This is a genomic window from Clostridium sp. 1001270J_160509_D11, from assembly GCF_015667935.1.
Classification (GTDB): domain Bacteria; phylum Bacillota; class Clostridia; order Peptostreptococcales; family Peptostreptococcaceae; genus Intestinibacter.
Genome location: NZ_JADPET010000002.1, coordinates 18,233 through 43,377 on the forward strand (window position 1 = coordinate 18,233; position 25,145 = coordinate 43,377).

Here is a 25,145-nt window from a genome sequence, read left to right on the forward strand (position 1 = left end):
TATGAAAAATAAAGCAAAACAACCACAAATTACTGAATACTTATATAGAAAAGCTTGTTTAAAAAATATACCTCTAAGTGGTACGTTTGAATTAACACCAAGATGCAATTTAAATTGTAAGATGTGTTATGTTAGAATGACAAAACAAGAAATAGAAGATAGTGGTTATAAAGAAAAAACTTTAGATGAATGGTTAGAATTAGCAAGGCAATGTAAAGAGGAAGGAATGTTATTTCTTTTAATTACAGGTGGAGAGCCTTTTTTATTAAAAGATTTTAGGGTATTATATGAAGAATTATGTAAAATGGGATTTATAATAAAAATAAATTCAAATGGAACAATGATTGATGAAGATACAGTGGAATGGTTAAAACAAAACCCACCTGCAAAGATAAACTTAACTATATATGGGGCATCAAATGAAACGTATAATAGGTTATGTAACAATCCTAATGGATTTGATCAAGCTAAAAATGCAGTTAAATTGTTAAAGGAAGCTAATATACCACTAAGGGTTAATATGACATTAACAGAGTATAATAAAAATGATATAGAAGAGATATATAGATTTGCAAAAGAAAATGATATAGAAGTACATACAACTAGTTATATATTTCCACCAGCTAGAAAATTTGAAGATAAGTTTGGAATGGGAGATAGGATGTCTGCTAAAGAGGCAGCTAATTATGAATTATATGGAGAACAGTTGAAACTTAGTGAAGAAGGGTACTTGCAAAAAGCTAATATAATAAATAGAGAAGTAGAAAAAATGAAAAATCAACCTAAAAGAGATGGAAGATTACCGATATCTTGCAGGGCTGGAAAATGTTCGTTTTGGATCAACTGGAAGGGTGAAATGACTGCTTGTGGAATGATGAATCACCCAAAATCATATCCATTTGACTTAGGTTTTAAAAATGCATGGCAAGAAGTAGTTGAAAAAACAAAAGAAATATTTTTGCCAGAACCATGTACTACATGTAAATTTAAACCTATATGTCATGTGTGTCCAGCATCAACTTATACAGAAACAGGGGATTATGGTAAGAAGCCGGAATATATATGTAAAATGACAGAGTGTGAATATGAAGGGTTAATGAAAATTATAAAATAGGGGGATAATCAAATGATTTTAAAGAAAAAATTTGTAAAAAGGGAAATAATGGGCGATTGTATACTAGTACCAATCGGTCAGAATGAATTTAATGGTCTGATAACACTAAATAATATGGCTTCATTTATTTGGGATAATATTGAATCATCTAAGGATGAAGAAGATTTATTACAAAAGATTTTAGACGAATACGAAGTGGAAAGGGAAGTAGCAAATGCTGATTTGGATGAATTTTTACAAACTTTAAAAGATGCAGATATAATATAAATAGAAGCGGGCATGAAAGTGCCCGCTTTTTTAATAAAAAGAACTTCATATACACATATATTGATGGAAAAAACAGATCAAAACATCAATACAACCTATATATTTACAAATACCCCTCCACGTCCACCAAAAAGTGCTAAAATATCTATATACAAAAAAAATAACGGGGGAATCAAATGGAATTTATAAAAAAACTCATAAAAAAAATCAAAGATGGAATGCTACAGGAAATGTACGAAGAGACAAAATGGATGTACACCTATGCGAAAAAATACAAATTTCAAATTGTATTTTACATATGTCTGGGGATAATGACGACGCTGATGGGGCTGGCGTCGAGTGTCGGGTCGAAGTATTTAATCGATGCTGTTACAGGGCAGGATACGGGCAACATCGCCTTGATTGCGATTTTTATAGTATCTATGGGGCTTTTTAGTATCGGGATTAATGCTGTGACAACTATGATTTCAGCAAAAATTAATATAAAAGTAAATAATGAAATTCAAGCTGAGGTATATGACAAAATCCTCGTGGCTGACTGGATATCTATGAAGGAGTTTCACAGTGGTGATTTGCTAAATCGTCTAAATGGCGATGTGAACACGGTGGCGTCTAGTATTTTGAGCTGGATACCGAGTTTGATTACGCGTGGGGTTCAGTTTTTGGGGATTCTTGCGATAATTCTTTATTATGATCCGACGATGGCGGTGATTGCGCTTGGTAGTGCGCCTGTGATGGTGATTGTGTCAAAGACTTTGATGAAAAAGATGAGGGATTATAACAAGAGGATGAGAGAAGTTTCGAGTGAGGTTATGTCTTTTAATGAGGAGTCTTTTCAAAATATACAATCGGTCAAGGCGTTTGATTTGGTGGAGTTTTTCAGCAAGAGGCTGAGAAATGTGCAACAAAATTATAAAGATGTCTACTTGGATTACAATAAATTTTCTGTCTATACATCGTCTTTTATGTCGGTTGTGGGGATGTTTGTGGCTTATGCTTGTTTTGGGTGGGGTGTTTACCGCCTTTGGACAGGTCACATCACGTTTGGGACAATGACTTTGTTTGTCCAATTATCGAGCCAATTATCGTCATCATTCAAATCGCTTGTGAGCCTTGTTCCGTCTGCAATAAGCGCGACGACGTCTGCTGGCAGGATTATGGAGTTTTTCAAAATTAAAAACGAGACAAAGCTAGACGACGAAAAGGTGAGATTAATACAAAACAACACACAAGGCAAGGGGCTTAGTATCGAGCTTGAGGATGTTAATTTTAGTTACAATAACACTAAAACTGTATTTAAAAATGCAAATGTAGTGGCAAATCCAGGCGAGATTGTGGCTCTTGTTGGTCCTTCTGGTGAAGGTAAAACTACAATGGTGAGACTTCTTTTGGGGCTTATTAATACTAAATCTGGAGGTGCATTTATAAAAGATATAAACGGTATAAAATGCAAAATTTCAGCATCTACAAGGCGATTTTTCTCTTATGTTCCACAGGGAAATACGATTTTTTCTGGAACAATAGCAGACAATATGCGCATGGTAAAACCAAATGCAACAGATGAAGAAATTATAGAAGCCTTAAAAACAGCTTGTGCATATGACTTTGTAAAAAAACTTCCAAAAGGTATAAACTCCAAAGTAGGTGAGAGGGGTGGCAGATTTTCAGAAGGACAAGCACAACGTATCTCCATTGCAAGGGCGCTTTTAAGAAAATCACCGATACTTTTACTAGACGAGGCGACTTCTGCATTAGACGTATTTACAGAAAGACAAGTCCTTCGCAATATAATGAATAGTGAATATGAAAGAACTTGCATCGTTACAACCCACCGCCCGAGCGTACTAACAATGTGTGACAGAGTTTATAGAATAGATAATGGAGATGTCAGCGATATTGATGAAAGAGAAGTAAATAGGCTTATAAAGGATTTTTAGAATTATATAAATTTAGCTAGTCAGGGGGAATAACTATGGGTAATAAAAAAACTAAGAAAAAACTAAAGATAGTATTGTGTATAATTTGTGCACTAATAATAATAGCAATTTCAGTTTGCTATTATCTAGTATACATTTCGTACAACCACCTAACAGTAAATTCTTACGATATAAATAGCGACAAAATAAATTCTTCAGTAAAATTCGTAGTGATAGGTGATTTACACGACAACACTTTTAAAGACGATGACAGAGAATTATTAAAACAAATAAAAGAACAGAATCCAGATTTTATAATAGCAGATGGTGATATTTTAAACGACGATTCTGAAAACAGCGACATTGCAATGAGTTTTATAAAAAGACTTGTAAAGATAGCTCCTGTTTATTATGCTTTGGGAAATCATGAGCTAGAATATATGGAAAATCAACATTCTGAAAAATTATTAGACGAAATAAAAAGCACAGGGGCAACTTTATTAGAAATGGAGTACAAAGATATAAAGGTAAATGGTGTCGATATTCGTATTGGTGGAATGTATGGATATGCGTTTGATCCAAATGGAACAACAAAGCGTGATGATATGGGAGATGGAATATATGACTTTTTGACAGAATTTGAAGATACGTCGAGTTATAAAATTATGATGAGTCACAGACCAGATAGTTTTGTATTTGGTGAAGCATCAAAAGCTTGGGATATTGACTTAGTTGTAAGTTCACATGACCATGGTGGACAAGTTATAGTACCGTTTTTAGGAGGGCTTTATGGCGGTGATCAAGGCTACTTCCCAGAATACATCCATGGTCTTTATAAAAAGGACAATATGCAATTATTAATTACAAGTGGACTTGGATCAAATACTCAGAAGCTACCTCGTTTTAATAACGTTCCAGAGATTATGGTAGTGAATTTAAAGAAATAATGATCGTAAATAATTAAAGATAAAAAGATTAAAAAAAGTGAGTTGCAAAACTTTAAAACATTTTACAATTCACTTTTTATATAACTAAATTTAAGTATTTTATATAGATAAAGTTATTTATTTTATCCTAATAATTAAGCTCTATTTTACTATCATCTTTTAAATACTCATTATCTTCCATATTAATATCTTCATATATGAAATCGTGAAGTACTCCTGTTGAGTTCACATCATACAACCATACCCAACCTGCGTTTTTATATTTTCCGCCTTTTACGTGCTTATCGTCGATTATTGGATATTCTGCTTGTTTGATTTCTTTTGATGTTGCAAAACTATATGAAGTAAATGCAAGGTTTAGCATTTCTCCTACTGTCAAGTTCGTTTTTACATAAGGCAGTAGTGTGTTTAGTAGTTTTGGATATTCAGACATTGAAAGGTCCTTTACTCCATCAAACATCCCCGAAATTATTTTACGTTGTCTTCCATCTCTGTATATACCATTATCAAGGTATCTCATACGAGCATAGGCGATTGCTTGGTATCCATTTAAAGTGTGTTTTCCGGCGTTGTTTATAAGTTGCATTTCGCCTTTATCTGCATAAGTACATGAATTATATGCACCTGGAATACCTTCATTTAAAGATTGAATTTCTCTTTCTTCAATCTCTACGTCTACACCACCAATAACAAATACTATATTCATAAGGTCTTCAAAATCAACTTGGACAAATTTATCAAGTCCTATTTTAAAGTTCTGTTCTATAGTCTTAAATAATAAATCTTCTTTGCCCCAGAAATAAGCAGCATTAAGTTTTCCTTTTCCGTGGTCTGGGATATCTACATATGTATCACGTGCAAGTGATGTAAGTTTTATATCATTGTGAATTGTGTCGATAGTAAGAATCATCATAGCATCTGATCTATATTTATCTTCGTTTTCACGACCATCTGTACCTAATAAAAGTATGTTTGTTATTCCCTCTACTTTTTGGTATTGAGAGTTGTAGTTGTCTTCTACATGAGCCGAATTTATTCTAATTAACACAACCCCGAATGTAATTAGTGGAATTAGAATAAGTAAGACTAGCAAGGTTATAGTAACCTTTTTAAAAGTAAAAAAGTTTTTTAATTTACCCAAATATGTGTGCTACTGATAAATATTTTTATCGTAGCGTTTCACCTCCCCTTAAATTTTCATTATATTCATTATATACAACAAGTTAAATTGGTTCAATATGTAAAATTAAAAGAAATATGGAAAATATACAAGAAATTATAAAAAATATACTGTTTAGATAGCTCAAAAGATGTAGATAAATTATAATTAATGTAGTAATTAAAAAGATTTTGCTAACTAAATATAAAAAATAACTCTATACAATATTAATAATAAAAGGGGGAAATATGGAGAAGTTTAATTTACAGTTTTTAGACTTATTAAAGTCATCATTAAATAATGGTACTTATGAAGGGGGATATATTGATTCACAAGATTTGAAACAGATTTATCGTTTATCTGAAATTCATCACGTTTTGCCTATGATATACAGTGCTTTATATAATCAAGAGTGTTTTAAAAATGCTGATGAAGAGTTTAAAAGAATGTTTAAGCAAGTTGCTCTTAGGTTAGTTGTATCTCAAATTCAACGCAGCAATAGGTTTTTAGAACTTTATAAAATTTTACAGAAAGAAAATATAGAAACAATTATATTTAAAGGTATAATTTTTAGAAATATGTACAATAATCCAGATGATAGGATGTCGTCGGATGAAGATATATTAGTAAAGCAAGAAGACTACGAAAAGATTAAAGAAATTTTATGTAATGAGGGGCTTGAATTTATTGAAAAAGAGGGAAATGAGTGTGCGTATTTCTGTAAAAAAACAGGCCTTTGTATAGAAGTCAGTACAAGCCTTTTTCCTGTTGAATCAAAGGCTTATGGACATCTAAATAAAGTATTTGAAAATATATTTGAAAATAGTATAAATATAAACATAGACGGCATTGATATCAAAACTTTATCACATGAGCAACATCTTATATATATTGTATTTCACAATATGAAACACTTTTTACATGGAGGTTTCGGCATAAGGCAAGTTGCCGATTTCTCCAAATACATAGAAACTTATAATCAATTTATAAATTGGGAAAAGTTCTGGAGTGATTTAAAAATCTTAAATTACGATACTTTTGCACTAAATTTAATCGATATAAGTTTAAAATATCTCGGATTTGATTATACTAAAGCTATATATCCTGAAGGGGTTAGAGATTTTAACATAATTATAAATTCTAAGGACTACTACATAAATAGCTATGATTTAATTAACGACATATTAAATGCAGGAGTCTTTGGCGGAAGTACAAAAGAGAGAAAACATACAGCGCTCATGACTTTAAATGCAGTCGAAGGGCAAAATAACACAAATAGATTTAAGGCGATATTCCCAAATGTAGACTATTTAAAGGGAAGTTATACATATTTACAAAAACATCCGATTCTTCTTCCTATCGCTTGGACACAAAGAATTTTATCTTATTTAAAGAAAAATAAAAACAACACAACATCTTATATAAATACTATGGAATTGGGAAAACAGAGAATAGAGCTATTAAAAGAATATAAAATCATAAAATAAAGTCGAAAATAGTAAATTTAAGAAAAATGTAATATTGTTGTAAGTTGAAAATATACTGGAAATATGGTATTTTTAATCTAGATTTTGACTAAAAATAATAAATAAAAGAGGGAAGAGGTAAAACGCAGAATGGATAAATATATCAGTAATAAGATAAAAAATGTGTCGTTATTCATGACGTTTTTTGTAGTTTTACTACATTCAAACAATCTTGAATCGGCAAAAGACGTAATAAGCGCAAATTCAATAATACAAAACTTTATAGGTCAAGGGATTGTCAGAATTGCCGTTCCTGTATTCTTCTTAATATCAGGATACTTATTCTTCTACAATTTCACACCTACTATGGAAAAATGGAAATACAAATTTAAAAGCAGATTCCATAGTTTATTTATACCATATGTAATTTGGTGTACAGGTTGGTTAGTTATACTATACTTAGTAGAATTAGTACCTGCTGGTAGGGCTTTATTTTCAGACAGAATAATAACAGACTATACTTTAAAGGAATTATTCGTAAATACATACGTATATCCACTACCATACCAATTTTGGTATATAAGATCATTGATGTTAGATGTATTATTAACACCAGTGTTCTACTATATAATTAAATCATTAGGCAAAAAATCACTACCTATATTTATTGTAATTTGGTTCTTATATCCAATATCAGAGATGTTTGGAGGAGTATGGATATTACAAATATTTAATTATCCATTCATGTTATTTGGAATAGGGGCAGCTCTTGCAATAAACAAAGTAGACTTACGCTTTAAATCAGTAACAGAAAATCAAGTTGTAGTAATAGGAATTATATATATATTAGCGTGTGCAGTTAGGGCAGCCCTTATGTACACAGATTTACCATTATTAGATTTAGCAGAGAATGTAGTAATCTTATTTGGTGTTCCGTTTATGTGGTTATTATACGATAGAATAGACAACATAAAAAATAAGAAATTCAAAATGGCTAAATACGGAATATTTATATACTTCTTCCACATACCATTCCAATCTATCCTTAAAAAGATATGGTTTAAAGTTATGCCTATGAGTAATATGAGCAGCTTAATAATCTTCTTCGTAGCTCCAGTTATAACAATAACTGTATGTGTACTTGTGGCTATGTTCTTAAGAAGGTTTATGTATAGATTCTATGAAATTCTTACAGGAGGAAGATAGATTCTATTAATATGAATATATATAGTACTTCATTTCAACTATTTTGATGTGGAGTACTATTTTTTTATATAAAGTCTATAAATACTGTAGTTTTGTATATTAGTAACTTGATATTAGTTGTATTTATGAATTTATTGTAGATATTTGACATTTTAAGGTGGCTATAAAGATAATTATATCGAATTTTTAATAGAGGTTATTTTATTTTAGTGTCAAATTTGATTAATATAATATTCAAGAGTGCAAGTTATAATCTGTAGATTGATTAGGAGGGGTTGCTGTGAAAAAATTTTTTAACGTTTTTACTATTTTAATAATAGTATTTATATTTAGATCGCCATTAAAAGATATATCTAATAATTTAATAAGTTATGTGCAAGGAAATGTAAACAATATAATAAATAAAATAGATAATGAAGATGAATACATAAATAATTCTGCTATTGGTGATGAAAATAATGTAGAGGAAAGTGTATCAGATTATAATGGTTCAGTTTCATTTGATAATTACTCGACAATAAAGCTAGGAGAAAGTGTTAAAAATGTAATCTCTAAAATGGGGGAGCCAAATAAAAAAGAAGGTAGCGAGTATGGTTTTAAATGGTATGTATACAATCAAGATATAGATAAGTTCTGTATGATAGGGATTTCTAAAAATAAAGTCGTAGCATTATTTAGTAATACTATGAATTCATGTGAATCTAATGGTATAAAACTAGGTGACGTGGAAAGTAAAGTGAAAAGTGAGCATAAATTACTTGATTATAGACGAATAAAAAACACTAGATATATCTTAAATGAAAAATATTATAATTTGATTAAGACAAAATCAAGTTATATCACAGTTTTTTACGATTCATTTGAAGATAATAAAGTAGTAGGAATACAAATTATAGGCAAAAAGACAGAAGAAAATATGGCTGAAATTTATACATCTGATGAGTCTGTTACTACTAGTTTTGAAAATATAAACAGATATTTGATAAATGAGGAAAGAAGCAGACGAGGACTAAATATGCTTTCATATGATGAAAACGCTACTTTGTGTGCTCGTGCTCACAGCAAAGACATGAGAGACCAAGACTATTTTTCACATACTAATTTAAAAAATCAAAGTCCATTTGATAGGATGATTCAATATGGAATCAACTATCAAGGTGCCGCAGAAAATATCGCAGCTGGACAAACTAGCGCAATCTTCGCCCACTATGCACTTATGAATTCAGAAGGGCACAGAGTGAATATATTGGGAAACTATAGATACATAGGTGTCGGCGTTGTATTCGGTGGAAGCTCAAGCATGTACTTAACACAAAACTTTTATAGATAAGTATATAATTTAGAATAAATATAATTAAAATTCAAATATATGCTTGACATAAATAAACAAATGTGTTAATATAGGATTCGATTAAGTAGACCAGATAATCGCGGGCAGCGCAAGCTGCGTGAGGAAAGTCGGAGCTCCATAGAGCAGGGTGCTAGGTAACGCCTAGTGGGAGTGATCCTAAGGAAAGTGCAACAGAAAATAACCGCCACTTTATGTGGTAAGGATGAAAAGGCGAGGTAAGAGCTCACCGTCGACTAGGTGACTAGTCGAGCCGTGTAAACCCCACCTGGAGCAAGGCCAAGATAGGGCATAAGGGATGTTGCTCGCATCCTCCGGTAGGTAGGCCGCTCGAGCTTATTGGTGACAATAAGCCTAGAAAGATGATTATCAAATACAGAACTCCGCTTATAGATTTGCTTAATTAACCATGAATGTAAAACTGCAATTTTAATAATTGCAGTTTTTTTGTGCAAAAAATAGTATTTTGTAACATAAAACTACATCATAACCCACGTTTAGATATTTAGTAATCTAATTTATTGCGGTTTCATACCAACTGTGATACTTTTATGCAAAAGGGGTAATTATAAATCTGACTGTATAAAGTCCATTGGGGGGAAGGCAAATGAATATTTTAGTTACTGGGGGTGATGGTTACATAGGAAGCCACACTGTCATAGAATTAATCAATGCTGGGTATGAAGTAGTTATTGTCGATAATTTATGCAATAGTAGTTCTATTGTATTGGATAGAATTGAGGAGATTACGGGAAAACGCGTAAAATTTTATGAAATCGACACGAGAGATAGCGAAAAACTTAAAGTGGTATTTGAGGAGAATAAAATCGACGCAGTAATACATTTTGCAGCGCTTAAGGCAGTTGGTGAATCTGTCGAAAAGCCACTAGATTATTACGATAACAATCTTACAAATACTTTAACAGTATTAAAATTAATGAGGGAGTTTGGGGTAGATAAATTTGTATTTAGCTCATCTGCAACTGTTTATGGCAATCCAAAAACTTGTCCAATAAAGGAAGATTTTCCACTTTCAACAACAAATCCTTATGGAACAACAAAATTAATGATAGAAGAGATTCTTAGAGATATCTGCAATGCTAATAAAGATTTTAATGTTGCAATACTTAGATATTTCAATCCAATTGGCGCGCATGAAAGCGGTCTTATAGGAGAGGAACCAAATGGAATTCCAAATAATTTAATGCCTTATATAACTAAGGTAGCAGTTCGTCAGTTAAATCAACTTAGTGTGTTTGGAAATGATTATGATACACACGACGGAACTGGTGTAAGAGATTATATTCATGTTGTCGATTTAGCAAATGGCCATGTCAAGGCACTTGAAAAATTAAACCAAAAGCCAGGATTAGTTACATACAATCTTGGAACAGGAACAGGATACAGCGTTTTAGATTTAGTAAAGGCGTTTGAAAAAGCAAGTAATGTACAAATTCCATATAAAATAGTAGATAGAAGACCTGGAGATATCGCTATGTGTTATGCAGATCCGACCAAGGCTAAAGAAGAATTAGGCTGGGTTGCAAAATACGATGTAAACAAGATGTGCAGAGATTCTTGGAACTGGCAAAGTAAAAATCCAAACGGATATAAAGATAAAAAACTTCAAACTGCTAAATAAAAATTCTAATATACACAATAATTTTATAATCGATAAATTAAGAAAATTTAAGAAAGCTTTATAATATAATTAATAAAAAATTGACTAAAAGTATGATATATAATATATATGGCTTTTAGTCAATTTGCGTTTATAATAAAAATTTTTAGCTACAATAGGAGGAAACGTGGAGTATTTAAGAATTTTAATTTTATCAATGATACCAGTAACAGAGCTTAGAGGAGCTATACCGATTGGGATGGCGCTAGATTTAAATCCAATTGGGGTTTATATAGCGAGCGTTGCTGGGTCGACATTAGTTTCGGTGCCTTTAGTATTGACTTATAGGCATATTGTACAATTTATGAGGGATAAAAAAATTTTCGTAAAATTGTTAAATAAAATAGATCAAAAAATAGAAAATAGTATGAAAAAAATGAAGGCAGCATCTTTGCTTGGAATAATATTATTTGTCGGAATACCACTTCCAACAACGGGGACTTGGACGGCTGCGGCGATTGCATCAATTCTTAGAATGAGGATAGTAGAGGCGTTTGCAGGTGTTTTCATAGGAAACTGCTTATCGGGAATTATAGTTTCATTAATCTCTTATCACATAATATAACAAAAAATGGTAACAAAATCTTAACTTATTTTCGCAAAGAAAAATAAGGTAAAATATGGTAAAAGGTGCTAATATATTTGTAGAGAGGGGGTAAGAGTATGAAGAAAGCATTCAAGAAAATTTTCATTGTACTTTTTACAGTAGTAGTTATATTAGTTGGTACAGCACCAATAAGTAGTGCAGAATCAAAATATCTTATAGTTGTAAATTCAAAGAAAAATACGTTGAATTATTACGTTAATTATACTCTAGTAAGATCATTTAGATGTTCTACAGGAAAACTTAGAACTCCGACACCACAATGTAAAACAACAATAGTAAATAAAATAAAAAACAGACCATATTATCAAACTCATATTCCAGGTGGAGCACCAAATAATCCTTTGGGAAAAAGATGGATGGGGCTAAATATCAACGGAACTTATGGAACTACTTACGCTATTCATGGGAATAATAATGAATCATCAATAGGTAAAAATATAACTGGAGGATGCGTAAGAATGCACAATAGCGAGGTTGAGTGGTTATTTGACCAAGTCCCAGTTGGAACAACAGTATTAATCAAAAATACTAGTGAATCAGATAATTATATAATGAAATACTATAATATGGGAACATTAAAAGCTACTTGGTACACAGAAAACAAGAAAACATATTATAAAAATCCAGATGGTACATTAGCTAAAGGATGGCAAACAATCGATGGAAATAAATATTATTTCGGAGCAACTACAGGAAAATTATATAAAGGTTGGGCAAACATCAATGGAAGTAAATACTACTTCGGCACAAACGGAGTAAAAGTAACTGGATGGCAAACAATTGACGGCAAGAAGTACTATTTCGGAACAACTACCGGAAAATTATATACAGGATGGAGCCAAATCGGTTCAAACACTTACTACTTCAGCAAAACATCAGGTAAATTATATACAGGATGGAGTAAGATAGGTGGCAAGACTTATTACTTAGGTTCAAATGGTGCTAAACAAACTGGCTGGGTTATAGTAGACGGAGAAAAATACTATCTAGGTACAGATGGAGTTAGACGTACAGGATGGCAAACAATCGGTCAACATAAATACTACTTCGGCAAGAAAACTGGTAAGTTATGCACTGGCTGGGCTCAAATTGGAAACAAAAAATACTATCTAGGTGACGATGGTGTTATGGTTACTGGAAAACAAACAATTGACGGGGTTGTATATGAATTTGATGCAAATGGAGTATTAATCCAAGGTTCAGAAAATAATTCTACTAATAAACCAAGTCAAAACACTACTAAACCAGAAAACAACCAACCAAGCCAAGATAATAATCAAAATAAAGAAGACAATACACCAAATCAAGATAATACAAATGGCGATGTGAAAAATGAAGATAACTCTTCAAAAGAAGATAATTCTTCACAACAAGAAAACGTAGAACAAATGCAAAGCGAAATTGCAAACTAAAATAGAACAAATGAAAAGTAAAATTACAAACCGATCAAAGGATTGTAGTTTATGCTTTAAAATACGAATATAATTATTTTTGTTATAAATACTGCTTAACGTAAAACAAACCTACATTAGGCAGTATTTTTTTAATTGTAAGTAAATTGTAAGGTTTTATCCGCCCTACTTAATTGAAATTTAAAATTTATTGTTCTATAATAAATTAAGTAACACGAACTATTTCAATGTATTGAGTATAAAAATAAGACAATTTCAATTTAGGGGGGAATGTTGTGAAGAAATTAAACGAAATATTTAAGTTAGACAAAAGGACAATACATCAAATTTTATTATGGTTAATCGGAGGATTAGTACTAGTATTTGCAACTGAATTTCTACTAAGAGGCAGTTTTGAAGATGTAATAACATTGATAAAAGAAAAGCCAGGAGTAGTTTTGGCTAATTATCTTCTAATACTTATGTTGACATCTATATTCTTCTTAGTAAAAAGAAAATATATGGTATATTTTATTTCCTTTATGGTAATATTAGGAGTAGCAATTACGACTTTCTTCCTAATGAAAGTTAGAGGTATCCCGCTTACTTTCTCTGATTTATACTCTATTGGAGAAGCTATGGAAATAGCCGATAAATACATAAACAAAACTATGATAATAATAGCAGTGATATGTTTAGCATTCTTAATAGCAGTTGCAGTATTTTTATATAAATTAGACTGTGATACAAAAAGATTTAAATTAATCAACTTTGTACTTATATTTATAGTATCAATAGGATTTTTCTCAACAGTAAGATCTCAACAATCAAAAAATATAATGCAATTTAAAAGATGGGACATACCTGCATCATATAAATGCAACGGTCTGACTTATTCAACTGTAGAGTCATGCGTTAAATACATCAGAAAAAAACCAAACGACTACTCACAAGCTAAGATACAAGAAATTAAAGACAAGGTGGACAAGGCTGAAGCAAGCGACAACAGAACACTAAACAACAAAAAGCCAAACATACTATTTGTTCAGCTTGAGGCGTTTATGGATCCTACTGAAGTAAAGGGAATCAAATACAGCGAAGACCCAATACCAAACTTCAGAAAGTTAACACAGACATTTACTCATGGGATGGCAAGTGCTCCGACAACAGGAGGAGGAACAGTAAGAACAGAGTTTGAAGTTATGACAGGAAACAACATCGACTACCTTACACCTGGAGAAATCCCATACAACACAATACTTAAGAGTAAATACTATAACTCTGTAGCAACAACACTAAAATCAGAAGGATACAAAGCTCATGCAGTCCACAACTTCCAAGGTAACTTCTACGGAAGAAATAACGCTTATGCAAAACTTGGATTTGATGATTTTACATCAAAAGAGTACATGAGCAACTATGAATTAAACGAAAGAGAATGGGTAAAAGACGTAATCTTAACTAAATATATCGAAAAGGCATTAGATTCTACAAAAGACTCAGACTTAGTATATACAGTCAGCGTTCAAGGTCACAGTAGTTATCCTACAGACGCTGAAAACTACGACTTCCCAATAAAAGTATCAGGTACATTAGACCAAAAAGTTCTAAACCAAATGTACTACTATGTCAACCAAATAAAAGGAACTGACGACTTTATTGGAGAGCTAGTAGATATGGTAAATAAAAGAGACGAAGACACAATAATCTTATTCTACTCTGACCATATGCCAAAGCTTAAAATATTTGAAGATGACGATTTTTATTTAGATAAATACAAAGCCCCATTTGCATTTTATGCTAACTTCGACATAGAAAAATACGATATAGACGAAATAGAATCTTATGAATTAAGTTCATTAATGTTTAAAGAAGCAGGATTAAAATACGGTCCAATGGAGAGATTCAACACATATATGAAAGATGATCCAGAATTCTCAAAAATGCAAGACCTTATAGAATACGATGTTTTATTCGGAAAATCATACTACATAAATGATGACGAAAAAGCAAAGAAAAACACTCTTAAAATGGGAGTAGAAGACATCGTAATCAACAATATCGAAACTAAAGGAAATAAAATGATTATACATGGAGCAAACTTCACTACAAACAGTAGAGTTTACCTAAACGACAAACAAGTCGATAAAAAATTCATAGACGAAAACACTTTAGAAGTCGATAAAATAGACAACTTAGACACAATATCAATAAAACAAATTGGACGTAATAGTGTAGTACTTAGTTCGACACAAGACTTCAAATACAGCGATTTACAAGCTAGCAAATAATTTTATAAAATAAATTAGCAAGTAAGTCACAAATTATCAAATAAACTGATTATAAGCTATGAAACAGGTTTAGTAAAATTTATAAAATAAGCTGATTATAACTTATAAACATAAGTGGGGGATATAAAAATACTTAGAGATTTTTATATCCCCTTTATTTGTTTAAATTAACTTAATATTAATTTGCTAAATTATAAATTTAAAACAAACATTATTAGGAGGTGGGGCTGATGTCTAGGACTGCGAAGAATGCAGTTATAATTATGGTGGCGACTTTGTTATCTAGAGTACTTGGATTTTTAAGAGAGACAATACTTGCGAATTTCTACGGAACAAGTATGGTTGCGGACGTATTTGTACTTACTCTAAATATCCCAGGGCTTATTATATCTATTGTCGGTTCTGTAATTTACATGATGTACATACCGATGTACTACGACACGAAAGAGCGTCTCGGCGAAGAGGAATCGCTTAAATTTACAAATAATATACTAAATATTTTATCAGTATTTTCAATAATAGTTTCAATCTTAGGAATAATTTTTGCATCCGAAATAATCAAAATCTTTGCGATTGGATTTACTGGAGAAAAATTCGCACTAGCAGTAAAATTCTTGCGTATTATGATGTTTGGTGTATTATTCTTATCTTTAAACAAGATTCAGTCATCCTTCTTACAAGTGAAGGACAGCTATTTGCCAGCGTCAATTGTAGGCGTTGTCTACAACTTAATCATAATAGGCGCAATATTTATAAGTGTAAAATACGGAAGTTATTACTTGGCGATTGGAGCATTAGTAGGTCTTTTTGTCCAAGTTATCATACTACTTCCTTGCATGTATAAAAGAGGATATAAATACAGCTTTTATATGAATATAAAAGACGAATCCATCATCAAAATGATTAAATTAAGTATACCTATGATGATGGGGGTTGCGATGAGTCAGCTTAATGTATATGTCGATAAGGCGCTTGCGAGTACTTTAGGTGATGGTAAATTATCAGCTCTTAACTACGCATCAAGACTTAACGACTTTGTCGTTGCTATTTTCGTAACATCTTTAATTACTGTTATTTATCCGAAATTATCTCAGTTTGTAAACGAAAAAGACATAACAAACTTCAAAAAGATAATGGTTAAATCGAGTAACTGCATAATTTTAGTCGTTGTACCGATAGTATTCGGAGCGATATTATTAGCAGAGCCGATCGTAAGAGTTTTATTAGAAAGAGGAAGTTTCAGCCACGAATCAACTCTTATGACTTCAAACGCACTTAGATTTTATGCAATAGGTATAATCGGATATGCAGTAAAAGAAATACTGAGCAGAGGGTTTTACTCATTGGGAGACACAAAAACACCAATGATAAATTCATCAATCGCTGTAATTATAAATATAATACTAGACTTATTATTTATAAAACCATTTAGTTATATGGGGCTTGCTATGGCGACAAGTATCTCATACATGGTTACAGTAGTTCTGATGTTCTTCAGCCTTAGAAAAAAGGTAGGCTCATTTAACGGTAGAGCAGTAGCACAAGTTCTTATAAAATCTATAATTGCATCAATTGCTATGTCGATAGTAGTATTATTTACTTACGACGCTTTAGTTTCAATGTTAGGATTATCGTTTATAGGAGAATGTGCGTCTTTAGGTGGAGCGATTTTATTAGGAGTTGTAGTATATGCAATTTGTATAAAATTATTTAAAGTAGAAGAAATTAAAGTTTTAGAAGGAAGTATAAAAAACTTCTTCTCTAGATAAACTATATTAGTTTTAATAAACTACTTTGATAGTGACAATTTTGATTTGGAAAAGTAAGAATCATACCCCTAAACAGCCAAAAACTTAGGTTTAAATTTGTGTATGTAAATTTATTAAAAAATAAAATGAATTTAACTTAAAATAAATTTAAAATCGAATAAATTTGGTTTATACTTTAAATTAAAAAGAAAAAGTAGAATAAAACATGTAAAAAAATTTACCAAAAAAGCCAAAAACTAACTATAAATTACCTGGCTTTGTAGAAAAAAGTTTTGAAGTATGTTAGAATAAATAGGAAATAAAATTTATAATATTAGGGGGTGAGTGTCACAAATCATGTTTACTGAAAAGAAAACAAAAACGACACTATCAAAAGCATTAGCTCTAGGAATGGTTGCAACATCTGTTTCTTTAGCTGGGCAAACAACAACAGCAGACGCAGCAAAAAACGAAAATACAGATACAACTTCATTATATAAAACTCAAACAATATCATCAAAAACAGGAACAGTTACAGCAAGTTCTTTAAATATTAGAAAGGGACCATCTACTTCTTACTCAATCGTAGGAGCTTTAAAAAATGGCCAATCAGTTACTATAACTGATACTGATAGCGCTACTGGCTGGTATAAAATAAAAACTTCAGCAGGAGTAGTTGGATATGCAAGCAACAAATACATAAAAGTTGATGGGCAAGTATCTGAAAATACTGGAAGCAATAACACAACTACAGCAACTGCTAAAAAAACTGCTACAGTTACTACATCATCACTAAATGTTAGATCTGGACCAAGCACAGCATACTCTATAGTAACAACTTTATCAAAAGGACACAATGTTACTATACATGAAACTGCTAGCACAGGTTGGCACAAAGTTACAACTGCTACAGGAAAAACAGGATATGTTTCACCAACTTATGTAAAAGTAACAGGAAGTACTAATAGTGGAACAACTAATAACAATACTAACACAAACACAAATACACAAAGTGGTGTTTATGTAGTACAAAGTTACTCAACTATAACTAAAGTTGGTAAAGTTAATGCGACATCATTAAACGTTAGAAGTGGACCATCTACATCTTACAGCGCGAAATCTAGTGTTAAAAAAGGAAATGTAGTAGGAATACTAAAACAATACAGCAATGGTTGGTATGAAGTTAAATTAGCTAATGGAACAACAGGATGCGTTAGTGGAAGTTACTTAACAATAACAGCAGGAAGTTCATCTAGTATAACTTCAGGAAGTACTTCTGGAACTACATCAGGAAATACAAATACAAATACAGGAACAAGCACAAATGCAAAAGTTCAAGCTGTTGTAAATATGGTAAAAAGACAAGTTGGTAAACCATATGTTTATGGAGCTAGTGGACCAAACTCATTTGACTGTTCAGGACTTATGTACTACTGCTACAAAAATGCAGCTGGAATAACTATTAATAGAAGTTCTGCTGCTCAAGCATCAAACGGTAGATATGTAAGCAAAAGCAACTTACAACCAGGAGATTTAGTATTCTTCAACAGTGGAACAAACAGAATACGCCACGTTGGAATGTACGTTGGAAACGGACAATTTATCCATGCTCCAAGTCCTGGAAAAAGTGTTAAATACGAAAACTTATATTCTTCATATTACGTAAAAGGATACGTAACTGCTAGAAGAATTATCGGATAATAAATATTTTTTACATTAAATAATTATATTGTGAAGAAGACCACAAAACTTCTATTCGAAATAAAAAGAATAGTCGTTTTACGTGGTCTTTTTTGCGTTTTATAGAATATACTATGTTTCTGATTCATAAAATTTACTATTATAGAGGTAATTGGAGGAAATTGGTATGGTAAATATTACGAGCGGATTAATAGATAAAAAGGTAAAAAATATGAGGTTTTTCTTAAATTATCCGAAAATCGAGGTGGATGATGAAGGCGAAGAGATTCAACAATTTGCACAAGAGGTAAATAAATCAATATTAAACGAGGTAAGCATTTTTGAAGAAGTGGTTATCTACACTTATTGTGATGAAATAATAATTGGAAATATAAATGTTATTTCGGAATACAACGTTGCATTTAATAGAGGAAATATTGTCAGCATTCCTATGGAGTTTTCTCAAATTATTGGACTCACTGACATAAGCAATATCTACAGCTATAATTACGATTTTGATTTAATGAAAAAGATTACCTTAGAAGATATTTTTAAAGAAGATGTTGATTATGAAAAAATAATCCAAAGTTATATAATGGAAGAGATTTACGAGATTTTGGATAATTATACAAGCCACATAACTTATGATTTATATGAGTTGATGATGGAATCTATCTATATATGTGAAGATCCAGTTTTCTATTTTAATGGTAGAGATTTAGTAATCTGCATATCGAGTTTTGAATTAACAAGTCAAGTCTGCAATCTAATTGAATTTACAATATCATTTAAAAAAATAAAGAATATTCTAAGCGATTATGCTTTGAAAAATATATTTTTATATTAAATTTTGAGGAAGTGAAAAAAATGTTTGTCCGATATAATAGAGAATTGGCGGTGAAATACGCTACTGATTGGGCACAAGACAGAAACCCAAACTACAAAGATTATGAAAAATGGGGAGGGGACTGTACTAATTTTGTGTCACAATGTCTACACGAAGGAGGTATACCTTTTGATCATCATGGAAATGATATATTAAAACAGTGGTATTGGTATAGCGATATGAACAGAACTCCTACATGGACAGCCGCCGAGCCTTTTTACAAATACATCACAAAAAACAACACAAAAGACACCCAAAACTTTGGGATATATGCTGTGGAAGTATCATATAACGAATTGCAAATAGGAGATATTGTACAACTTATATACGAAAATGACTTAGCATATCACAACATGATAATCACAGATGTTATTTTAGATGGAGGGTATTTAATCGACTACTTAGTATGCCAACACACATATGATTTATACAACTTTCCTCTTAGCCAAAAACAAGGTGAAAAGCGATATATAAAAATTTTAGGATATTATGAGTAAAAGAGGATTAAATTGTTAATAATATTTGAAAAAAGCCTTTCTTAATGATAAAATTACCTTATAATATATAATGTAAAATATGCTCAGAATTGACTTAATTTAGGGCATATAAATTTAACCTAAAATGGAAAGGTGAATTCAGTGACTAAGAAAAGAACAAATAATCCAAGAACTACCTCAAATCAAGGTAATAAAACAAATACTCAAAATAGAAGACCGCAGACAAAGACGGCACAAAGGCCTACACAACCGCGAAAAAACAAAAAACAAAAAGGTTTACATAGAAAAAAATCATCAACTAAAAGGAAAAAACAACTAATAGTTTTAGTAGGGTTAATCATATTGATTTCTGTTGTAGGATTTATAGGAAAGAAAACATACAATTTCGTAAGTACTATTTGGCCAAATGTAATATCACTAAAAAATTCTCTGACAGGTGGAGCTATCGACACTTCAAACGTAAACACCGACGAACAATACGACGTAGGTGACGAAAAAGAAGCAACTCTACAAGTTAGACACAACGTATTTATAGATGCTGGTTGTGGCGGAAACGAAACAGGATATATAACAAATGACAAAATAAAAGAAAAAGAACTAAACTTAGAAATTGCAAAAAAAGTAGCAAAAGAGTTAAACAAACAACAAGATATCAACGTAATACTATCTAGACAAGATGATGTCTACATGAGCCCAGACGAAAGAAAATCTCTAGCAGAAAGCCAAAATGCTGAGGTATTTGTATCTATCCATATGGCTGCTGAGACTACAGGAAAAGCCACAGGAATAGAAACTATATACCACAAAGATTCCAAAAATGGCTCGGCTGACTTTGCAAGTCTTATGCAAACTTCTATAGTAGCGTTTGTAAAAGCCGAAAATAGAGGAACAAATACATACAATATGAGTGTATTGAGAGATAACAGTATGCCTTCTATATATATTCAATGTGGATTTTTAAGTAACTCTGGTGAGGAGAAAAATTTAAAAGATGAAAATTACCAAAATGAATTAGCGAAAGGTATAGCACAAGGGATATTAACTTATATAGATGCCAAAAAATAAAAAAGGAAGTGCAGATATGGCTGATTTAGAAATAAAGAAAATTTTAATTGAAGAATCTTTGAGAAAAAATCAAATGTCACAGATTTTTGATGTGGTGAAAAACGAAAAAATGGTGTTTTTCAGATCACTACAACAATACAAAAACAACAAATTTTTATTAGGCATAATACTAGACGAATCTGCCTACACTACAATCACGATATTTTTCGGGAAAGTAGCAGACGAGTCCAAAAAAGACATAATAATTAAATTAATAAATGAATTAAACGGTATACATAATGTAGAAAAATTTGTACTAAACAGAAATGACGAGCTTTTAGTCCAAATTCCTTATGTATCACTATCACAAGATTTCAACGGAGACGTAGCGATAGACTTATTGAGAACACTTTATCACATGCTTGTCCACAATGCATACGACAAGTTTGAAGAAATCCTAGGGGAGAGTATGTATAACCAGATATAATTAACTAGCTTAAATACAAAATCAAATAAAATTGGCAATACTCTAAAGCCAAATTTAGATAAAAATCAATCTAAATTTGGCTTTTTTACATGCAGAAATCAAAATATAACTATATAATTATTTACAGGACTAACTTTTAGTTTAAGTAGTAGTGATTTCGTTTAAATTTATTTGATGGGGGGCGACTATGGAAGAAAGTTTTGAAGTTTCAAAGAGGTATGAGAATAATTTAGATATTAAAAAGAGAAAAAATCAGGGGATTTATTATACGCCATACGTTGTTGTGGAGTATATATTAGAGCAGACAATACAAAAGCACGATGTAGTAGATGAGCCGTATCCAAAGGTGCTCGATATGTGTTGTGGCTGTGGCAATTTCTTAATAAGTGCATATGAAATACTTCATAAAAAGTTTTTGGAAAATATAGATAATTTAAGGATTAAATATGGAAGAGGTTTTATTTCATCAGAAGATATAAGTCTGCATATTATAAAAAACTGCATTTTTGCAGTAGATACAGACGAAGATGCATTATTTATATTTAAAAGACAAATTATGAATATTTTAAAAGATGAGCTTAGAGAAATTTATAAAGATAAATTTCTAATTAGTGAGGACGAGCTAGACGAGATTTTGTTTGATAAATACGAGAAAAATCTCAATATACTTTGTGCTGACAGCTTAAAAACAGACTTATGCGAAGTATTTTCTATAAAAAAGTTTGACTATATTGTCGGAAACCCGCCATACATTGGTCAAAAGCTTTTAGACAACGAATATAAAAAATTTTTATACAAGGAATTTGGTGATGTATATAAAAACAAAGGGGATCTTTATTTTTGCTTTTATAAAAGAATACTGGATTTATTAAAAGAAGATGGAAAATCAGGGATTATTACACCGAGGTATTTTATGCAGAGTCCATCTGGAAAGTATCTTAGAAAATACATGATAGACAATGCCAAGATAGACAATATAGTTGACTTTCTAGGTGCGAATTTATTCTCAAACCTAGGAATTGCAAGTTGTATCGTAGTGTTTGAACATAAAAACAAAAAAGATAAATACATACAATACTATAAAATAATAGATGAAAATATCAATATAAAGAAAATAGACAACTTAGGATTATATTTAAAACAAGATAATTTTAAAAAAATCATGGTAAATATCGAGTCACTTGGGGAAGATTGGTTAATGCTAGACCAGGTAGAATTCGAATTTTATAACAAAATCCAAAATAAGTGTCAATATTTTTTAGATGAAATAGGTGAGAGTTTTCAGGGGATAATCACAGGTTGCGACAAGGCATTTGTCGTAAATAAAGACGATAAAAATATAAGTAAAATAGACAAAAATCTACTAAAAAACTGGATTAAAAATACAAATGTCGAAAAGTACATAATTGATAATTCAAATTATAAATTGATATATTCAAACGACATAAAAACAGAACAGGACCATCCATTTGTTATAGATAATTACTTTATGCCATATAAACAAAAGCTCCAAAATAGGAGAGAATGTATACGAAATAGCCGAAAATGGTACGAACTTCAGTGGGGAAGAGAAAAATCTCTATTTGAGCAGACAAAGATAATGTATCCATATAAGTCTAGAAACAACAGATTTGCGATAGACTTTGATAATAGCTATGGAAGTGCAGATGTGTATTCATTTTTTATAAAAGAAAAATACAAAGATGAATTTTCATATGAATACTTAGTCGGGCTATTAAATTCAAAAGTATACGATAAATATTTTAAGATAATAGGTAAAGAAATGGGCAAAAAAATATTCGATTATTATCCGAATAGAGTTATGAAATTAAAGATTTTTAAAGATGAAAATTACAAGAAAATAGAGTCATTATCAAAAGAAATAATATTCCTCTCAAGAAAAAAACTATCTATAATAAATGAATTAGAAAGTACTTCAAAAAAATTAGCAATTTCAAGCGATTTAACTAAAATAACAACTTGTGAAAACGTTATGGAAATACAAGACAAAAATATTTCGCTCTTAAAAGAAAAACATTACCTTGAAAATAAAATCGATTTCATAGAAAATATAATAGAGGAAATAATTAAAAAATCTTTAAATTTAAATCATGACACTAATTTGGATTAAAACTTAAAAATTAGGTGATGTAAATGAAAGGTTTAGTATTAGAAGGGGGAGGCACTAAAGGTGCTTACCAATTAGGGGCTTATAAAGCTTTAAAAGAATTAGGTGTCGAGTTCGACGGTGTAGTTGGAACTTCAATTGGGGCATTAAATGCAGCATTTATAGTCCAGGGGGACTATGAAATAATGAAAGACATCTGGTTAAATAGGGATTATAAAAGTTTTATGGACATAGAAGAAGACTTCTATGAAAAATATAAAAATGTGGAGTTTAAGGCAAAAGATATAAATGTAGTCATAGATCTTATGAATAAAGCCAGAAAAAACGAAGGAATAGATATAACTCCTCTTAAAAATTTACTAAAAGAAAATATAGACGAAGAAAAAATAAGAAATTCATCAAAAGATTTTGGATTAGTAACAGTATACTTAGACAAAAAAATCATCCCACAACACTTGATGAAAGAGGACATACCGCAGGGGAAATTGGTAGATTATTTAATCGCAAGTTCGAGCTTACCTATATTTCAATTAGATAAATTTGAAGATAAACGTTATCTAGATGGCTTTTTATCAGATAATACGCCAGTTGGGTTATTGGCGAATAAAGGATATAATGATATAATAGTAATTAGATTATCGAATGATGCCGCAGGAGATAAAAGTTTGCAAAAATATGTAGATTTAAATCTAACAGTGATAAAACCTTCGATGGTTTTGGGAGGTTCTCTAAACAAGGACAAAGATCATATGGAGACATTGTTCAAACTTGGATATATGGATACAATGAAAGTATTTAAAAGATACGATGGGGTGAAGTATTTCTTTAATGCAGATTTCATATATGACGAAGAGACATGCTTTAATTTGATAAGTAACATAGATATAAAAACGATAGAATACATATGCAAGATCTTAAAAATAAGGAGAAAACCAAGCCTAAGAGTTTTATTAGAAGAAATCATACCACAACTTGGGGATATGTTTCATTTGGAAAAGGAATTTACATATAAAGATATTTTTTACAGTATATATGAAAGAAAACTTGAGGAAAATAATATAGACGTTTTGAATTTATACGATTTTTCAAAGGTTATAGACTCAGTCAATTCACAAATTGACTCAATTAATTTCGATTATGAAAATAATGAAAATAAATCCATTATTTTGTTAAATAAAAAAGAAAAAAATGAAAAGGCGATAACAAATAAACTACTAAACGATTTTAAAAATCAAAGTTTAAGAAAAATGCCTATATAAGTTTTTATGTGTATTAATTAGGA

General features: G+C 30.9%; 20 protein-coding genes and 1 other RNA gene. 20 read left to right on the forward strand and 1 reads right to left on the reverse strand.

Annotated features, from left to right (window positions below; all coding sequences use genetic code 11):
• Nucleotide 1: 1 nt before the first annotated feature.
• From I4U58_RS00490 to I4U58_RS00505, 4 genes are all read left to right on the forward strand, one after another.
• On the forward strand, nucleotides 2-1,114 hold the full coding sequence (locus I4U58_RS00490; RefSeq protein ID WP_195928870.1) for a radical SAM protein: 1,113 nt from the start codon (nucleotides 2-4) through the stop codon (nucleotides 1,112-1,114).
• Between the two features lie 12 nt (nucleotides 1,115-1,126).
• Nucleotides 1,127-1,381, forward strand: a complete 255-nt coding sequence (locus I4U58_RS00495) for a PqqD family protein (RefSeq protein WP_195928872.1) — start codon at nucleotides 1,127-1,129, stop codon at nucleotides 1,379-1,381.
• A gap of 251 nt (nucleotides 1,382-1,632) precedes the next feature.
• The gene (locus I4U58_RS00500; RefSeq protein WP_243269517.1) at nucleotides 1,633-3,318 is read left to right on the forward strand and encodes an ABC transporter ATP-binding protein; all 1,686 of its coding nucleotides are present in this window, start codon (nucleotides 1,633-1,635) and stop codon (nucleotides 3,316-3,318) included.
• A gap of 35 nt (nucleotides 3,319-3,353) precedes the next feature.
• Nucleotides 3,354-4,244 (forward strand): metallophosphoesterase, encoded by an 891-nt coding sequence (locus tag I4U58_RS00505; protein WP_195928876.1) that lies wholly within the window; start codon nucleotides 3,354-3,356, stop codon nucleotides 4,242-4,244.
• Between the two features lie 127 nt (nucleotides 4,245-4,371).
• On the opposite strand, the gene I4U58_RS00510 is transcribed toward I4U58_RS00505, so the two are convergent.
• On the reverse strand, nucleotides 4,372-5,292 hold the full coding sequence (locus tag I4U58_RS00510) for an LCP family protein (RefSeq protein WP_330605529.1): 921 nt from the start codon (nucleotides 5,290-5,292) through the stop codon (nucleotides 4,372-4,374).
• Between the two features lie 359 nt (nucleotides 5,293-5,651).
• Between I4U58_RS00510 and I4U58_RS00515 the strand changes: the two genes are divergently transcribed.
• The 16 genes from I4U58_RS00515 to I4U58_RS00590 all read left to right on the forward strand — a co-directional run bounded on the left by I4U58_RS00515 (nucleotide 5,652) and on the right by I4U58_RS00590 (nucleotide 25,122).
• Complete coding sequence (locus I4U58_RS00515; RefSeq protein WP_195928880.1) at nucleotides 5,652-6,890, forward strand: nucleotidyltransferase family protein; 1,239 nt, start codon at nucleotides 5,652-5,654, stop codon at nucleotides 6,888-6,890.
• 129 nt (nucleotides 6,891-7,019) lie between these two features.
• Nucleotides 7,020-8,075, forward strand: a complete 1,056-nt coding sequence (locus I4U58_RS00520; RefSeq protein WP_195928882.1) for an acyltransferase — start codon at nucleotides 7,020-7,022, stop codon at nucleotides 8,073-8,075.
• 280 nt (nucleotides 8,076-8,355) lie between these two features.
• Complete coding sequence (locus tag I4U58_RS14295) at nucleotides 8,356-9,405, forward strand: CAP-associated domain-containing protein (protein WP_195928884.1); 1,050 nt, start codon at nucleotides 8,356-8,358, stop codon at nucleotides 9,403-9,405.
• A gap of 82 nt (nucleotides 9,406-9,487) precedes the next feature.
• An RNA gene (rnpB, locus tag I4U58_RS00530) (RNase P RNA component class A) lies at nucleotides 9,488-9,829 on the forward strand.
• 201 nt (nucleotides 9,830-10,030) lie between these two features.
• Nucleotides 10,031-11,065 (forward strand): UDP-glucose 4-epimerase GalE, encoded by a 1,035-nt coding sequence (gene galE, locus I4U58_RS00535; protein WP_195928886.1) that lies wholly within the window; start codon nucleotides 10,031-10,033, stop codon nucleotides 11,063-11,065.
• Between the two features lie 166 nt (nucleotides 11,066-11,231).
• Complete coding sequence (locus tag I4U58_RS00540; protein ID WP_295677328.1) at nucleotides 11,232-11,669, forward strand: small multi-drug export protein; 438 nt, start codon at nucleotides 11,232-11,234, stop codon at nucleotides 11,667-11,669.
• A 98-nt stretch (nucleotides 11,670-11,767) separates the two neighbouring features.
• Nucleotides 11,768-13,123, forward strand: a complete 1,356-nt coding sequence (locus I4U58_RS00545) for a L,D-transpeptidase family protein (RefSeq protein ID WP_195928888.1) — start codon at nucleotides 11,768-11,770, stop codon at nucleotides 13,121-13,123.
• Nucleotides 13,124-13,398: 275 nt separating this feature from the next.
• Nucleotides 13,399-15,393 (forward strand): sulfatase-like hydrolase/transferase, encoded by a 1,995-nt coding sequence (locus I4U58_RS14010; protein ID WP_195928890.1) that lies wholly within the window; start codon nucleotides 13,399-13,401, stop codon nucleotides 15,391-15,393.
• A 230-nt stretch (nucleotides 15,394-15,623) separates the two neighbouring features.
• The gene (gene murJ / locus I4U58_RS00555; protein WP_195928892.1) at nucleotides 15,624-17,162 is read left to right on the forward strand and encodes a murein biosynthesis integral membrane protein MurJ; all 1,539 of its coding nucleotides are present in this window, start codon (nucleotides 15,624-15,626) and stop codon (nucleotides 17,160-17,162) included.
• A 324-nt stretch (nucleotides 17,163-17,486) separates the two neighbouring features.
• Nucleotides 17,487-18,842 (forward strand): SH3 domain-containing protein, encoded by a 1,356-nt coding sequence (locus I4U58_RS00560; RefSeq protein WP_347708151.1) that lies wholly within the window; start codon nucleotides 17,487-17,489, stop codon nucleotides 18,840-18,842.
• Nucleotides 18,843-19,008: 166 nt separating this feature from the next.
• Nucleotides 19,009-19,668, forward strand: a complete 660-nt coding sequence (locus I4U58_RS00565; RefSeq protein WP_195928894.1) for a DUF3298 domain-containing protein — start codon at nucleotides 19,009-19,011, stop codon at nucleotides 19,666-19,668.
• 20 nt (nucleotides 19,669-19,688) lie between these two features.
• Nucleotides 19,689-20,204: an amidase domain-containing protein gene (locus tag I4U58_RS00570; RefSeq protein WP_195928896.1), complete on the forward strand. Its 516-nt coding sequence runs from the start codon at nucleotides 19,689-19,691 to the stop codon at nucleotides 20,202-20,204.
• A gap of 141 nt (nucleotides 20,205-20,345) precedes the next feature.
• The gene (locus I4U58_RS00575; RefSeq protein ID WP_195928898.1) at nucleotides 20,346-21,269 is read left to right on the forward strand and encodes an N-acetylmuramoyl-L-alanine amidase; all 924 of its coding nucleotides are present in this window, start codon (nucleotides 20,346-20,348) and stop codon (nucleotides 21,267-21,269) included.
• Complete coding sequence (locus I4U58_RS00580) at nucleotides 21,256-21,735, forward strand: hypothetical protein (RefSeq protein WP_243269516.1); 480 nt, start codon at nucleotides 21,256-21,258, stop codon at nucleotides 21,733-21,735. The genes I4U58_RS00575 and I4U58_RS00580 overlap by 14 nt, the downstream gene beginning before the upstream one ends.
• Nucleotides 21,736-21,922: 187 nt before the next feature.
• Nucleotides 21,923-23,866, forward strand: coding sequence for an N-6 DNA methylase (locus tag I4U58_RS00585; RefSeq protein WP_195928900.1), 1,944 nt, complete (start codon nucleotides 21,923-21,925; stop codon nucleotides 23,864-23,866).
• A gap of 23 nt (nucleotides 23,867-23,889) precedes the next feature.
• Complete coding sequence (locus tag I4U58_RS00590; protein ID WP_195928902.1) at nucleotides 23,890-25,122, forward strand: patatin-like phospholipase family protein; 1,233 nt, start codon at nucleotides 23,890-23,892, stop codon at nucleotides 25,120-25,122.
• The last annotated feature ends 23 nt before the right edge of the window (nucleotides 25,123-25,145 follow it).

Excerpts from the sequence above, each read along its gene's own strand:
- I4U58_RS00500 (WP_243269517.1), top strand. The coding sequence starts at position 1,633 with ATGTACACCTATGCGAAAAAATACAAATTTCAAATTGTATTTTACATA.
- galE (WP_195928886.1), top strand. The coding sequence starts at position 10,031 with ATGAATATTTTAGTTACTGGGGGTGATGGTTACATAGGAAGCCACACT.
- I4U58_RS00520 (WP_195928882.1), top strand. The coding sequence starts at position 7,020 with ATGGATAAATATATCAGTAATAAGATAAAAAATGTGTCGTTATTCATG.
- I4U58_RS00545 (WP_195928888.1), top strand. The coding sequence starts at position 11,768 with ATGAAGAAAGCATTCAAGAAAATTTTCATTGTACTTTTTACAGTAGTA.
- I4U58_RS00515 (WP_195928880.1), top strand. The coding sequence starts at position 5,652 with ATGGAGAAGTTTAATTTACAGTTTTTAGACTTATTAAAGTCATCATTA.
- I4U58_RS00585 (WP_195928900.1), top strand. The coding sequence starts at position 21,923 with ATGGAAGAAAGTTTTGAAGTTTCAAAGAGGTATGAGAATAATTTAGAT.
- I4U58_RS00580 (WP_243269516.1), top strand. The coding sequence starts at position 21,256 with ATGCCAAAAAATAAAAAAGGAAGTGCAGATATGGCTGATTTAGAAATA.
- I4U58_RS00505 (WP_195928876.1), top strand. The coding sequence starts at position 3,354 with ATGGGTAATAAAAAAACTAAGAAAAAACTAAAGATAGTATTGTGTATA.
- I4U58_RS00570 (WP_195928896.1), top strand. The coding sequence starts at position 19,689 with ATGTTTGTCCGATATAATAGAGAATTGGCGGTGAAATACGCTACTGAT.
- I4U58_RS00565 (WP_195928894.1), top strand. The coding sequence starts at position 19,009 with ATGGTAAATATTACGAGCGGATTAATAGATAAAAAGGTAAAAAATATG.
- I4U58_RS00590 (WP_195928902.1), top strand. The coding sequence starts at position 23,890 with ATGAAAGGTTTAGTATTAGAAGGGGGAGGCACTAAAGGTGCTTACCAA.
- I4U58_RS00490 (WP_195928870.1), top strand. The coding sequence starts at position 2 with ATGAAAAATAAAGCAAAACAACCACAAATTACTGAATACTTATATAGA.
- murJ (WP_195928892.1), top strand. The coding sequence starts at position 15,624 with ATGTCTAGGACTGCGAAGAATGCAGTTATAATTATGGTGGCGACTTTG.
- I4U58_RS00495 (WP_195928872.1), top strand. The coding sequence starts at position 1,127 with ATGATTTTAAAGAAAAAATTTGTAAAAAGGGAAATAATGGGCGATTGT.